13 protein-coding genes are annotated in these 14288 nt (G+C 23.6%); 4 read left to right on the plus strand and 9 right to left on the minus strand.

The features are described from left to right. Window positions 1-399: 399 nt before the first annotated feature. The 5 genes from MarbSA_RS03825 to rnz form a co-directional block, all read right to left on the minus strand. The gene (locus tag MarbSA_RS03825) at window positions 400-2208 is read right to left on the minus strand and encodes a hypothetical protein (RefSeq protein ID WP_221061891.1); all 1809 of its coding nucleotides are present in this window, start codon (window positions 2206-2208) and stop codon (window positions 400-402) included. A 704-nt stretch (window positions 2209-2912) separates the two neighbouring features. After that, the gene (locus MarbSA_RS03830; RefSeq protein ID WP_082398092.1) at window positions 2913-3707 is read right to left on the minus strand and encodes a peptidoglycan-binding domain-containing protein; all 795 of its coding nucleotides are present in this window, start codon (window positions 3705-3707) and stop codon (window positions 2913-2915) included. A gap of 751 nt (window positions 3708-4458) precedes the next feature. Next, window positions 4459-5376 (minus strand): quinolinate synthase NadA, encoded by a 918-nt coding sequence (gene nadA, locus MarbSA_RS03835; protein ID WP_221061892.1) that lies wholly within the window; start codon window positions 5374-5376, stop codon window positions 4459-4461. 522 nt (window positions 5377-5898) lie between these two features. Continuing rightward, entirely contained in the window at window positions 5899-6651 is a 753-nt protein-coding gene (locus MarbSA_RS03840) for a mechanosensitive ion channel family protein (RefSeq protein ID WP_221061893.1), read from the minus strand. Window positions 6652-6662: 11 nt separating this feature from the next. After that, window positions 6663-7577, minus strand: a complete 915-nt coding sequence (gene rnz, locus MarbSA_RS03845; RefSeq protein ID WP_221061894.1) for a ribonuclease Z — start codon at window positions 7575-7577, stop codon at window positions 6663-6665. 359 nt (window positions 7578-7936) lie between these two features. On the opposite strand from rnz, the gene nadC reads away from it, so the two are divergent. Both nadC and MarbSA_RS03855 read left to right on the plus strand, forming a co-directional pair. Beyond that, entirely contained in the window at window positions 7937-8788 is an 852-nt protein-coding gene (gene nadC / locus MarbSA_RS03850; RefSeq protein ID WP_054835805.1) for a carboxylating nicotinate-nucleotide diphosphorylase, read from the plus strand. A 13-nt stretch (window positions 8789-8801) separates the two neighbouring features. Then, window positions 8802-9152, plus strand: a complete 351-nt coding sequence (locus tag MarbSA_RS03855) for a VOC family protein (RefSeq protein ID WP_042701786.1) — start codon at window positions 8802-8804, stop codon at window positions 9150-9152. A 233-nt stretch (window positions 9153-9385) separates the two neighbouring features. Here MarbSA_RS03855 and MarbSA_RS03860 read toward each other — a convergent pair whose 3' ends face one another. From MarbSA_RS03860 to MarbSA_RS03870, 3 genes are all read right to left on the minus strand, one after another. Beyond that, window positions 9386-9682 carry a DUF5750 family protein gene (locus tag MarbSA_RS03860; protein ID WP_042701789.1) on the minus strand — a complete coding sequence of 99 codons (297 nt, stop codon included), beginning with the start codon at window positions 9680-9682 and terminating at the stop codon, window positions 9386-9388. 305 nt (window positions 9683-9987) lie between these two features. Beyond that, window positions 9988-11016: an alpha/beta fold hydrolase gene (locus tag MarbSA_RS03865; RefSeq protein ID WP_221061895.1), complete on the minus strand. Its 1029-nt coding sequence runs from the start codon at window positions 11014-11016 to the stop codon at window positions 9988-9990. A 211-nt stretch (window positions 11017-11227) separates the two neighbouring features. Then, on the minus strand, window positions 11228-11464 hold the full coding sequence (locus MarbSA_RS03870; RefSeq protein ID WP_054835823.1) for a ferredoxin: 237 nt from the start codon (window positions 11462-11464) through the stop codon (window positions 11228-11230). 547 nt (window positions 11465-12011) lie between these two features. On the opposite strand from MarbSA_RS03870, the gene nucS reads away from it, so the two are divergent. Beyond that, window positions 12012-12794 (plus strand): endonuclease NucS, encoded by a 783-nt coding sequence (gene nucS / locus MarbSA_RS03875; RefSeq protein WP_221061896.1) that lies wholly within the window; start codon window positions 12012-12014, stop codon window positions 12792-12794. 175 nt (window positions 12795-12969) lie between these two features. Here the strand turns inward: nucS and MarbSA_RS03880 are convergent, their stop codons facing one another. Continuing rightward, complete coding sequence (locus MarbSA_RS03880; protein WP_042701800.1) at window positions 12970-13224, minus strand: hypothetical protein; 255 nt, start codon at window positions 13222-13224, stop codon at window positions 12970-12972. Between the two features lie 361 nt (window positions 13225-13585). Here MarbSA_RS03880 and MarbSA_RS03885 point away from each other — a divergent pair, with 361 nt between their 5' ends. Next, window positions 13586-14185: a manganese efflux pump MntP gene (locus MarbSA_RS03885; RefSeq protein WP_054835466.1), complete on the plus strand. Its 600-nt coding sequence runs from the start codon at window positions 13586-13588 to the stop codon at window positions 14183-14185. The last annotated feature ends 103 nt before the right edge of the window (window positions 14186-14288 follow it).

The raw sequence follows: 14288 nt of genomic DNA on the forward strand, positions 1-14288 counted from the left end.
GTATATAAATCTATGCAAATTATAAAAGTTTTGATAAATTTTTTTAGTAGTTATTTATCAAACTATTAAAATAATTAATAAGAAAATTAATTATATTGATGTTTCAAAAATTTTATTTTTTAGATTTTTATATTTTTGACTTCATAAAATATCAATAAATAAAAAGATAGACAATTAAAACAAACTAAAAAAAAAGAATAAAAATATTGAAAATAGTAAAAACAATAAAAAAATCAAGATTATTTATAGATTAATTATAATAAAAAAGATTTACAAAAGAATAAAAAATTGGGAGAAAGATGGAAAAGAAAAATAACCACTCAAATAATATAATTATCTAAGCTCAAAAAATATTAATCACTTTACATACCTATATACTTCTCCCTATTGGCCTAATAATTATTTTTCATCATCATTCACAGGTAAAAATTCACCTAATTCATTATTTATCTCACCTACAGATTCTATTATCCCTAATAATTCATCTTTAGAAGTATCGACAGATGTTAAATTTCCTTTTAAATCAGATAACTCACTTGAATCATTGAGAGTTTCATTGCCTACTGCTTCTAATTCAGTTACATTTTTAGTTATATTTGTTAATGTTTCATTTGCAAGTCCGATTATTCCATTTATTTGCGGAATTGTGGTTGTTATGCCTGTGTTTATTACTGTTGCGTTACCTATTGCTTGATTAAAAGCAGATATTATATCACCTAAAGTTGTTGCAGAACCTGCACTTGTATTTGCAGAATTTATAAAGTTCTGGAACTCAATTAATTTAACTATTTGAGTATCAAGTATATCTATATTCTCATTTATATTACCATATAATCCATCTGCAATAAGAGCTATACTATTTGCAATGGTTGAACCATTACCGTCTGCTGCTGTTTGATTAAGATTATATGCACTTGTATTTAGATCTCCTAATGTATTGTTTATTTCAGCTAATTTTTCTTGACCAGCTGTTACATTATTGACTAAATTGTTTACAACATCAGTTATATTATTTATTAATTCTTGTCCTGCAAGTATGGTTGCATTTACTCCAGATTGATTAGCTCTAAAGCTAGCATTCTCTATAAAATCATTATAAGCCTTATTATACTCACCAGGCAATGTCACATTAATAACATCAACTATATAACCATTACTAATATTTTCATCAACATAACCATTACTAAAATAGTCATTCATGATAACGTTTGTATAATTATTTAAGAATGAAGCTTTAGCTAGATTAATGAAAGTTTCATTACCTACATTAGTAGCATTCTCTTCTTCAAAAATCTTAGTTAAGTTACCAGAAAATGATTCATTAAAAATATCAGCTAAATAAATAGGACCAGATGATAAATTATTTGTACCTAAATAATAATCAGTCCAATTTTCAACATCAAAGTCACTTAAATCATATATATCTCCATCAGCTAATAATTGATCATATAAATCATTCATAGCTACAATGAAATCAGCATTAATACTATTAAGAACTTCTTCAGCATTAGTAAAATCAAAATTAGCATACCATTGATCATCCTCAGCATTCCATAAGACTTCTTCTGCATCATTAAATTTTCTTACATTTTGATTTAAAATATCATTTTTTGCAGTTACTTCAGAACTTGCTTGTGTTGTAAGGAATACACTAAGGTAATAATCGTTAGTTGCTTCAATATATGCATTTTTAGCAGAAGTTACCTTATTTCTATTACTTAAAGCAGTTTTTTTAAGTTTAAGTGCAGTTTCTTTGCTTTTCAATACTTTAGTTTTCAAATCTTTAGTTTTCTTTTTCTTATACTCTTTTAAAAGTTCAAGATAAGTATTTTTCGCTTTAAGATAGTTATTTTTAGCAGTGTTGTAATTTTTTACACTATTTTTATAAGCAGAATATTTAGATACCTTAATATTAAGAGATTTTTCCTGATTAGATAATGTAGTATTAAGTTTTTTCACTGCATTTTCAAAAGCAACTTCACTATCATTTAAACTCTTGTTAGCTGAGTTAAATGAATCATTAGCATTTTTCAAATCTTCATCTGCTTTAGTCAAATTATCTTCTAAACCATTATATTCATTCACCCAATCACCAGATGTATTATAACCTGGTTCTGCTGCATGTACATCTCCAGATACAGCTACAGCACATATCATTGTAAATAACACAACAAGGATCAATGAATAATTCTTATTTAATGTTAACATAAACTATTCACCTCTTTAATTATATACTTTATATAATTTTATCTTATCTTCTAATATAAAATTAGGATATTAATTGTTATTTAAAAGTTTATTCTTTTATACAACATTATTAGATATTATTAAATAATATAAGGTATTTTTATAATAAATAAACATCATATACACCATATCTAATTCAATAACCTATTTTTATACTCTACAAAAAAAATACCTAACAAAAAATTCATATGATGAAAATGAACATTCGCTATGTTCATATAATATACTATGAAATAAACTAATATATAAAACTAACCCCCAAAAAAGCCATAAAAAAGAAAAAAAGAAAAAAACATCAGCTACCCCCGACTATAATTAAAAAGTTTTAAACATAAAAACTCTATTAAAACTATTTAAAATAAAAAATAAAGAAAAATCATGAAAAATATAGGTAAAACAAAAATAAAAAAATTAGAAAAAGGAAAATAAAAGTTAAAGATAGAAGAAAATTAAAAACTAGAAAAAAAGAAAATAAAAGCTAAAAAATAAAAAATTAAAATTATGAGGAAGGTCATGTTTATATTTAAAAAAATACAAAATCATGCCCACTCCACATATTTTAAAAATTAATTCTATATTTTAGTATCTTAATATTAAATATCTAAGTAATTAGTAGATTACAATTATATCCAACTAATTATGGAAAAACAGTTAATATTAATGACTTATTGTTTAACTACAGTTGCACCATTCTTATTACTAGTTGCATAGTAGACTTTTTTGTATCCATTTCCTTTATAATCATAATCCACCCATTTACCATTGGAATAATATTGAACAGACCTATGATTAGAGGATAAGCTTGTAGGATATTGGATTATTCTAACATCATTTCCTTGAGATTTTAATTTTTGATATAGCATTTCACTATTATCCCAACAATCACCTACTCCTTTTCCATATCCTCCATAAAGTGAAGAACCTGAAGATCTTGAGTTTCCATAGGAATTAGCATTAGAATAAGATTTACTTGAATATTCACCATTATTAGAACTAGATTCTTGATTTGTTTTTTTAGAATTACCAATTACTCCTTGAGAATCATTTTCTAACAAAGTATTCAATTGATCTATAACAGAACTTGTTAAACTTCCAACATATCCATCAGGATTTAATCCTGCATCAATTTGTAAAAGTTTGACTGCTTGTTCAGTATAAGGACCAAATTCACCATCGATCTCTCCAGAATAATACCCATATTTATAAAGAGTTTTTTGGAGTGAAGCAACTTTAGTACCATTATCTCCAAGACTTAAGTTGTACAAAGTACTATCTGTATTATTTATACTAACTGAATTTTTCACATTGTTACTATCTTTTGATGAACTATCACTTACTGATTTTCCATCATTTATATTTGACATTTCCGAAGTAGCTGAAACAGTTACCATTGAAAATGCTACACATATTATAAACAATGTGCAATGTAATCTATTTAATTTAATATTTTCCGCCTCCATATCTAGAAATTTTCTTAAAAAACTAATTTCTAGACAAAAATAATATTTGATAATATATTATATAAATATTTGGGTTTATTTTTAAAAAATAAACTTATTAAATGCTTATTAAATCAAAAAAAGAGCATTTAATAGGTTTAAATATAATAATTATTTAATCTTAAAGAATTATAAGTATTTAGTAGAAAAATCTGTAAATTATATCTTATTTGACAAAGCAAAGAAAAACAAGAGCTATTGAGGATAATACTAAAAAGAGAATAATATTTTTAGTAAGTTTATAAAATAATAAATTTGGAAAAAAGAAAAAATATCCTCTAAATAATAAAATAAACAATAAAATAAGATTAAACTATAAATTAAGAACCATTGAAACTTATTAATAAATATACTGATTTATTAAATAAAAAATAGATAAATGACATATATTTTTTATTTAAAAATAAAAAATACTATTTATAAAAATATTAAAGAAGTAGAAAAGTAAGAATTATTAAAAATAAAAATATAAAAAATGTTAATAAAAAACAAAATTATTAAATAGTTTATAAGTTATTTAATAATTTATAAAAATAGTTAATAACTTATAATGGTATTTAATAGATATAAAAGTATTTAATAGCTTATAAATATATTTAATAGATATAAATAGTTAATAGCTGAAAATAGTTAATAAATAAAATATATTTAAAGTAAAAATATCTAATAAATTAAAAAAAGCATTGAATATCTTCCTTTTAAAGATATTAGTTTATTTAGAAACATCAATCATTCTTTGAACTGCTTTAAGAGATTTTTTAGCAATATCTTCTGGAACAGAGATTGGATATTCTTCATTTACTAATGAATTTTTAACCTTTTCAAGAGAATGTAATTTCATAGTTTTACAAATAGCCTCATCTAAAAGAGGATAGGATTTTTTCTCTGGAATCTCCCTTTTTAATCTTGTAATTAAATCAACTTCTGTTCCAATTATAAATTCATTATCAGAAGATTCTTTAACATAACTAATCATACCACCAGTGCTCAAAACAGCATCTGCAAAATCTTGAACTTCAATATCACACTCTGGATGAACAATTATCTGAGCATTAGGATATTTTTCCTTTGCAAATGCTATGTCTCCTTTATGGAACATTTTATGGACATAACAATGGCCTCCTTCAGGAATCAATATAATTTCCTTATCAGTCTGTCTAGCTACAAATTTTCCTAAGTTATTATCTGGACCAAATAATATTTTATCTTCTTTTAAACTTTCTACAACTTTTAAAGCATTAGCAGATGTACATAATATATCAGCTTCAGCTTTTGCTTCAGCTAAAGAATTCACATAAAGAACAACAGCAGCATCAGGATGTTTTTCTTTTGCTTCTTTTACTTCATAAGAACTTAACATATGTGCCATTGGACATTCTGCATCTTTATCAGGGATAAGAATTTTCTTATCAGGATTTAAAATAAAAGCTGTTTCAGCCATGAAATCTACACCGCAGAATACAACTAAATCTTTATCATCAATTTCAGAAGCTTTAATACATAATTCCAATGAATCTCCAAGAAAATCAGCTACCTCTTGAATTTCTTTTGGTTGATAATTGTGAGCAAGGATTATTGCATTTTTTTCATCTTTCAAATCGATGATTTCTTTTTGTAAATCTGTTAACATGAAAATTACCTATAAAATTTAGATATATATTAAATATATTATATTAAGTATATTATATTAAATATATTAATATATTTTAATAAGCTAAATATAATTTTAATAAGTTAAATATATTAATAAAATATAAAAAGCTTTTTAATAGCTTATAAGTAGCTAATAAATAGCTAATTAAATTAATATTACAATAATATCAATAATATAGTTATAAAATTAATATTGATAATATAGTTATAAAAATAATATTGATAATAAGTATGAATAATAATCGTAAAAATATCAAATGTAATAATATTGATAATATTATATATTATAAATATTATTATAAATATAACAAGTTTAAATTATAAGAATATTGATAATATATAATAAGTTCATATCTAATAAATTTATTTTTATAATATTTATGTTTTAAAATTATTAATTTTATATATTAGATTATTCTTCAAATTATTCAATCAATTAATAAATAAAGTATAAATATTGAAAAAATAACTATTGAAGAATAAAGTTTATTAAATAAAATCAGTCCATTTCTCCTATTAATTTTCTAACCTCATTAGCAAGATCCAAACGATAACAATCTATTCGAGAATAATTCTCTCCCCAAGCACTAATTTTTACTTTTATTCCATCTTCATTCATTTCTAGTACATCAACTTTTGCAGAAGAATCAATCAAAACCCAATTTAAATTAGATATTCTTTGAATCAATGCTTTTTCAAAATTAGTTATATCAATGTTAAATGGTATTATAACTTCTAAATCAATCCTATATTTATCAAAAAAAGTATAATTAATATAAGGGTTCTTAGCAAGAACAGTATTTGGTATTGTAACAATCAAATTATCAGGAGTTACAATAGTAGTAGTTCTAAAACCCAATTTTGTAACTTTACCTTTAATATTATTAACTTCAATAACTTCTCCAACTTTCACTGTTTTATCTGCAAGAATAAATATTCCAGAAACAAAACTAGAAATAACGTCTCTAGCAGCAAAACCAAGAGTAATTCCAACAACTCCTACACTTACAATTAAAGCATTGATGTCTATTCCAACAACCTCTAAAATCATTAAAAAAGCAATGATGTAAATTAAATATTTTACAAGGTCCCTTAATAAATAATTAAAAGTTAATTCAATTTCAAATTTTTTAGTGACTCTATTTATCAAAAAAGATGAAATTTTAACCGCAAGTACCGTAGCAACTAAAATTATTACGATATATATAAAAAGTCCTATAAAAGGATATTGTGGAAAAATATTTAGATTCATTTTATCTCTCATTAAATCTCTAAAGTCCTAAAATCATAAGCAACCTTAGTATTCTCAAATATATTTAAAGCTTCTTCTTTCAAATCATCAATATTAGTATATCTTGTACTAATATGAGTTAATATTAAAAGATCAACATTAGCTTCTTTAGCTATTCCTGCTGATTGAGAAGCAGTCGAATGAAAATTATTTAAAGCTTTATCAAAATCCAAATTCTTATAAGTAGCTTCATGGATCAAAACAGTAGCATTTTTAGCTAGCTTTATCATTTCTTCACAAGGTATTGTATCACCAGAATATACTATCTTTGAGCCAGATCTTGGAGGCCCTAATACTTCCTCTGATTTAATTATTTTTCCATCAATTTCAATAGAATGACCATTATGAAGTTTTCCAAAATCAGGACCTGGTTTTACTCCTAATTCAATTGCTTTTTCTCTTAAAAATCTAGGTTTTTTCTTTTCATATATAGAATAAGAAAGATTAACAACATTATGATGAGTTTTTATACATTCTACAATATAATCATCATTTTCAAAAATTATGCTGATTTCATCTCCAGAATTATTAATCTCATGCATAATAACTGGAAAATCAATTGTAAAATGACCCATATTAAATATAGATTCTTTTACCTTTTCAAGACCTACTGGCCCATAAATATGAAGAGGGTTTTGTGAATCCCTACCTCTAAAGCCCATTGATTGAATAAGACCTGGAAGACCTAAAATATGATCCCCATGCAAGTGAGTAATAAATATTTTATCAATTTTCATAGGACTTATTTTAACATTAGCTAGTTGCCGTTGAGTTCCTTCACCACAATCAAAAAGCATTATTTCACCAAAAGCCTTCAAAGCTATTGAAGGATGATTCCTATACTTTGATGGGACTGCAGATGAGGTTCCTAAAAATGTAACTTCCATTAAATCACTTAAATAAATATAATTAACTAAAAAAGTATGATTACTATAATTATAACTAAATATGATTATTAAAATATTATTAAGAATATTGTTAATAGATAATTGAGAATATTATTACTAAATATATGATTTACTAAATATATAATAATAAAATATAATTATTAAAATTAACTAAGATTATTTATTTTATTAAAATTTGTTTAATAAAATATATATAATTTAGGGTCTAAATATATAAATAATATTCATAGATGTTAGAAAGTCTAAAAATTAATTAAATATACTATAAATAAAAAATAGTAATAATAAAATAATTAAAAAAAGAATTGAAAGAAAATTATAGCTATCTGGTGAGATTAATGAAAAATACTATTGAAAAATGGATAGAAGAGGATATTGGGTTTGGAGATATTACTACAGAAGCATTGATTCCTAATGAAACACTAGGTAATGCAAAATTAATAGCTAAGGAAGAAGGAATTGTTGCTGGAACACAAATAGCTAAAAAAATATTTGAAAGTAGAGGTTTAATGGTTGCAATTCTTAAAGATGATGGTAAAAAAATCTCTAAAGGAGAAACAATAATAGAAATAATGGGAAAAGCTAAAGATATCTTAGTTCTTGAAAGAGTATCATTAAATATACTTATGAGAATGAGTGGTATAGCTACTAATACAAATAAGATTGTAGAAAAGATTAAAAGTGTTGCTCCTAATGTGAAAATTGCAGGTACTCGAAAAACTGCTCCAGGTCTAGCCAAATTTGATAACTTAGCAATTACAGTAGGAGGAGGAGATAGTCATAGATTCTGTCTTGATGATATGGTTTTAATAAAAGATAACCATATTGCAGTGGTAGGCTCTGTGTCTGAAGCCATTGAAAAAGTAAAAAAAAGTGTTAGCTTTACAAAAAAGATAGAAATAGAAGTTGAAAATAGTAAAGATGCAGCTATCGCTTCTAAAAATGGAGCAAACATTATAATGCTAGATAATATGAGTTTAGAATCTGTTAAAGAAACTTTAGAGATTTTAAATGATTTTAAACTTAGAAAAAATGTTTTGATAGAAGTTTCAGGCGGGATAAATTCTGAAAATATAGTTGATTTTGCAAAATCAGGTGTAGATATAATTTCAATAGGAGCTTTAACTCATTCAGCTAAGAGTTTAGATATTGGCTTAGATATTAGTTTAGAAATTTCATCAGATTACTAAAAAAGGTGGTATAATGAAAATTAAATACAGTACAATGATAGTTAAAGATATGGATGAATCAATTAAATTTTATACAGAAAAAATGGGCTTTGAAATAGACAGCCAATATAATCTCCCTCAAGCAACAATAACATTATTGAAAGGAGAAGGAGAAGTATTTTTAGAACTCATTAAAAACCAAGAAAATGAGGTTGGGCTTTTTTCTATAGGAATAGAAGTAGAAGATATAAATAAAGAAGTTAAGGAACTTAAATCTAAAGGTATTGAATTTGTAATGGAACCTAGAAAAATCTCAGTTGGATCAATGGCTTTATTTAAAGACCCAAATGGAGCTAATATAGTTTTAATTCAGCACGATCAATAGCTAATTCCATTATAAATTTATTTCATATTTAAATATAAAATAAAGTTAAATTAAACTAAAAATAAAACAAAACTAAATTAAAATTAAAATTAAACTAGAATTAAACTAAAATTAAACTAAAATTAAATTAAAATTAAATTAAGACTAAATTAAGACTAAATTAAAGTAAAACAAGATTAAATAGAATAATAATATACTAAATAAGACAAAACTGTTTTTCATAAGTTTTCTTTTTACATGTCTTCTAAAAAACTAGAAATAAAAAATTTCATTTCTATTTCTTCTCTAGCAATAAAATCATCTATTTTTAATTTTGCTTCTTCACTATGAAATGGTGACATCGCTTCATCATAAAATATTTTTATAAATAATACATCATTGTCAATTTTAATATCGCCCTCTAAATTTTCTTTTAAAAAATCTAATGAGCTTGAATCAAGCCCTGAAACTTTATAAGTTACAAAGGCCATTTCCTTATCATCAGAATCAATTTTTTCAGCTAAACCATAATTTTCTACTTTTACTTCCATTAAATCACCCATAATTTTTTACCCATAATTTTTTAAACAATTTTAAAACATATGCTACTTTTAAAACATAAAATACTAAAAATATATTAAGAATAATAAAAATTAAATAATATAATTAAAATTAAAATATAATTAAAATTAAATATTATTATAATTAAATCTAAAATAATTATAGTTAAGAATATACTTAAAATTAAAGAACATTTAAAAATAATAATAAATCTATATAAACTTAATTTATTAGATATAAACTCATTTTATATAAACTTAATCTAATATAAACTTAATTTATAAACTTATTATAATTATTTAAACTCTTTTAAGAAATTTTCTAACTCATTTTCTATCTTTATTATTTCATGTGTTCCAATATGACCCATCTCTGAATCATAAATAATAATTTCAGAATTTTTAATTTTTTCAGACATTGGAATTGCATCTAAATTAGGAGGGAAATATTGATCTTGATTTATAGCTACAATCAATGTTTTAGCCTCTATATTTGAAATTATATCCTCAATATCATAAGAAGTTGATGCATTATTTCTATAAACAATATCATTAGCATCCCATTCTTCAATAGCTTCATTCCCCATTTCTTCCATATAGTTATCAATTTCATTATTATTTAAACTATAATAATATTTTTTAGAAAGTCCAAAAGGATACATTGACTCATTAGCCAGTGCCAAAGATTTTTTAAGAGGTTTTGAATAATTACCATTATTATATTCATGGTCACTCTTAATTATATGATTCATAAACTTAAAAAGGGCATAATTATGACCTGAAACTTTATAAGTACTTACTAAAGATATTAAAAAATCCATATATTCAGGATATTTAGCTGCCCATGTTAGAGCTTCAAATCCACCCATAGAATTTCCAATAATTCCCTTTACATGAATGATATTAAATTTAGACTTCAAAAAATCTATTTGAAACTTAACCATGTCTTCAATAGAATAATCTGGAAATTCGCTTCCAAGGTTCATTACTGAAGGACTTGCTGAATTTGGAGAGCCTAAAGTAGTTATAGATATAATAAAAAATTTTTTAGTATCCAATGGTTTTTTTGGACCTATAATTTCATCAATTCTTCTTATAGACCCACAATCTCCTCCCCACCCATGAAGGAAAATAATGGCATTGTTTATATGTCCTTGATCATCAGTGATAGGAGTTCCTATCGTGAAATATTCAACTGGAAGACTTTTCAATTTTTTTCCAGATGAAAAATTAAAAGACTCCAATTCAGAATATTCTGGAGAAAAATCATCCATATTTATTTTATAATTATTTTCATCATAAGAAAGATTATTATCAGAACTCATAAAAATCACCTTTAAACTATAAAAATTTTATTAACACTTTATTAACACTTTAAATCATTAATAATACTTTAAATTACTAATAATTAATAATAATTAATAAAAACTAATAATAGCTAATAACAACTGATAATAGCTAATAGCTAATAACAACTGACAATAACTACTAATAGCTAATAGCTACTAATAAATAATAATTTAATCCTATTATAATTTAGTTTATAGCCACATTGTCCTCATAAACAATTATACATTCAGCAGGACACATTTCAGCAGCATCTATTCCACAAGAAATATCTTCATATTCTTTTATTGAAATATTATCATCATTAATATCTCCAGAAATGAGTTTAGAGATGCCATTATCCATTTCAAACATCGATTCACACTCATTAACACAATTTTCACAGCTTATACATAAATCTCTTTCTATTTCAATTCTATAAACCATTAACTCACCATTGAAAAATTTTAGTTGCAAAATATGAAATATAAAAATATTAACAAAATTATCATCAATTTAATAAAATTATAATAATTATGAGAACACTAATAAAAATATTAATACCAATAATAATCCTAAATATAATAATATTAATAGCAACAGTATTAATTATAATAATTGTAAGAATACTAATTATAACTATACTATCAATAATAATAACACTAATAATATTAGCACTAATAATGCTAATAATAAAGATAATAAAGATAATAATAAAGATAATAATAATGATAATAATCTTATGTTGATATTATTATAAGACTAGTATTAATAATACTAATAATAATCATAATATTACTATGAAACTATGATTATATAATTATATTATATAATTCAATCTATAAAATATTATAATGTCTAAATAAAATTATGATGTCTAAATAAATATTTAAATAAATATTATATTACTTAAATAATAATATAATATGATTATTGTAGCTCAAAGTATATCTAAATATCTATATTTAAACTTTTATAAATCAACTGTGATATCATGAAATACAAATTATTAGAAAATCCCGATATTGAAGAAACATATGACCTTATCGATAGCGGAATACGGAAAAAAGCAGTGATAAATATATTTGCATATTGTAAAGTATTATATGAAGGAAGAGCATTAAGTCAGCTAGATTGGGGAGAGCGTTTTATAATGTTGAAACCAGATGGATCTTTTCTTGTTCATCAAGAGAGGAAAATAGATCCCGTTAATTGGCAACCTCCAAAATCAAGACATAGAGCATTGATAAAAGAAAATAACTTAATTTTAGAAAGTCATAGAAGAACTCCAAAAGAAAAACTAGAAGTAGAAATAGAAAAAGTTCATTTTGCAAGTTTTGCACTAGCTGAAGACTATCAAGAATTAGAATTAGCAGGTTATGAAAAAGATATGGGAGATATGATAATAAAACATCCCAACATGATTGAACAAGGATTTACTCCAACAGCAAGAGAATATAACACTGAACATGGCTTTATAGACATATTAGGAAAAGATATTGAAGGAAATATTGTAGTAGTTGAGTTGAAATGTCGTAAAGCAGGAACAAATGCTGTAAAACAAATAAGAAGATATCTTAAAGACTTTGAAGAAAATGACAATGATTATTTAAAAGAAATTAAATCAAAGAAAAAGAAAATCAGAGGATTACTTGTAGCACCAGATATTAATGAAGATGCTAAAGAACTTCTTGAAGAGGAAGGAATTGAATTTAAAGCTGTTGATCCTCCTAAAGAATTAAAAAGTGATAAAAAAGTGACTCTTGATATATTTTGATCAAAAAATTATTTTTCTTTAAAATTTATTCTTCTTTAGACGTATTCTTGTTTAAACTTATTTTTATTAAAAAATAGATAAAAAAAGCTAAATAAAAAAATTAAAATAATAAAATTAAGATATAAAAACTTAAAAATTGGTATGCAGGATACTGTATAATTTAAATAAATATAATTTAAGTTACATTTCTTTTAATCCCATAAACACCAACACATTCTTCTTTTGAGGAATTATCTTTATCTAGATTACAATTAAGTAAAGCTGTATTATCAAAATAAATATCAAACTTATTATTAGAGATTAAAAACTCATAATCATTATCATTAGCTAGAAAAATCCTCATTTTATCCTTTTCTTGAAAAGTAACTCTTTCAACAACGATTTCTTTTCCTTTAAAATATATTTTACCATTTAGCAACCCTTGAAGCATATAATCACAACCTAAAGATTGTTAATAATTTATACAAATTTTAAATAAAGCTAAGATAATTATGTGAATGAACATTCGATAGATATTCTAGATAAAAATACCATTATTTTAAACAAAATTCACCATAAAATAACTTTAAATAAATATTTTCAAGTAGGAAATATATTTCCTATTGATATATTGTTGCTCCTAGTAAATAATCTTTACTATTTTTATCAATAAAAAAGACATAAATAGCAAAAAAATTTTATAAAAATTTTTAAAAGTATTTATAGAAATAATGACAGAATAAGAGATATTATAAAAATTATCCTATTGAATTATAATTAAACAATAGAAATAACTTATTAAAGGAATAAAAATGGATATAGTAACAATAATTCTAATTGCAATTGCATTAGCTATGGATGCATTTAGCATAGCTATAACCAAAGGATTTACTCTGAAAAATATAACTAAAATGCAATTTTTATGGTTTGGAATATTTTTTGGTGGTTTTCAAGCATTTATGCCTATTTTAGGTTGGGCCTCTGGAATTCAATTAAAAGACTTAATTTCAGCAGTTGCTCCTTGGATAGCTTTCATATTACTTGTAGCTATAGGAATTAAAATGGTTTATGAAAGTTTACAGACTAAAGATGAAGAAAATACAGTTGAAAAGAATAAAAATGAAAATGAATTAGTTAATAAAGGAAACTTTTCTTTTAAAGAATTAACACTTCTTTCAATAGCTACAAGTATAGATGCATTTGCAGTTGGAGTTACTTTCGCTATTTTAAAAACACCCATACTTTTTCCAATAATACTAATAGGAACAGTCACATTTGCACTAACTGAAGTCGGAATATTAATTGGGCAACGAATCGGACATTATTTTGGAAATAAATTTGAGATCGTTGGAGGAATAGTTTTAATTTTATTAGGATTTAAAATATTATTAGAAGGTTTAGGTATTTTATAATAAGTATTTATTCTAATAAATATTTAAAAAATGATTGTCTAAAAAATAAGTGTTTAAAAATAAGTAAAATAAAAAACTAAATTAAAAATTATTAAGAATAGAA

It is taken from the genome of Methanobrevibacter arboriphilus, assembly GCF_019669925.1.
GTDB classification, from domain to species: Archaea; Methanobacteriota; Methanobacteria; order Methanobacteriales; family Methanobacteriaceae; genus Methanobinarius; species Methanobinarius arboriphilus_A.

What these genes read in the sequence shown, in the direction of transcription:
- MarbSA_RS03855 (WP_042701786.1), top strand. Translation starts at nt 8,802, where the DNA reads ATGAAAATTAAATACAGTACAATGATAGTTAAAGATATGGATGAATCA.
- MarbSA_RS03830 (WP_082398092.1), bottom strand. Translation starts at nt 3,707, where the DNA reads ATGGAGGCGGAAAATATTAAATTAAATAGATTACATTGCACATTGTTT.
- MarbSA_RS03885 (WP_054835466.1), top strand. Translation starts at nt 13,586, where the DNA reads ATGGATATAGTAACAATAATTCTAATTGCAATTGCATTAGCTATGGAT.
- MarbSA_RS03840 (WP_221061893.1), bottom strand. Translation starts at nt 6,651, where the DNA reads ATGAATCTAAATATTTTTCCACAATATCCTTTTATAGGACTTTTTATA.
- nucS (WP_221061896.1), top strand. Translation starts at nt 12,012, where the DNA reads ATGAAATACAAATTATTAGAAAATCCCGATATTGAAGAAACATATGAC.
- MarbSA_RS03860 (WP_042701789.1), bottom strand. Translation starts at nt 9,682, where the DNA reads ATGGAAGTAAAAGTAGAAAATTATGGTTTAGCTGAAAAAATTGATTCT.
- nadA (WP_221061892.1), bottom strand. Translation starts at nt 5,376, where the DNA reads ATGTTAACAGATTTACAAAAAGAAATCATCGATTTGAAAGATGAAAAA.
- MarbSA_RS03880 (WP_042701800.1), bottom strand. Translation starts at nt 13,224, where the DNA reads ATGCTTCAAGGGTTGCTAAATGGTAAAATATATTTTAAAGGAAAAGAA.
- MarbSA_RS03865 (WP_221061895.1), bottom strand. Translation starts at nt 11,016, where the DNA reads ATGAGTTCTGATAATAATCTTTCTTATGATGAAAATAATTATAAAATA.
- MarbSA_RS03870 (WP_054835823.1), bottom strand. Translation starts at nt 11,464, where the DNA reads ATGGTTTATAGAATTGAAATAGAAAGAGATTTATGTATAAGCTGTGAA.
- MarbSA_RS03825 (WP_221061891.1), bottom strand. Translation starts at nt 2,208, where the DNA reads ATGTTAACATTAAATAAGAATTATTCATTGATCCTTGTTGTGTTATTT.
- nadC (WP_054835805.1), top strand. Translation starts at nt 7,937, where the DNA reads ATGAAAAATACTATTGAAAAATGGATAGAAGAGGATATTGGGTTTGGA.
- rnz (WP_221061894.1), bottom strand. Translation starts at nt 7,577, where the DNA reads ATGGAAGTTACATTTTTAGGAACCTCATCTGCAGTCCCATCAAAGTAT.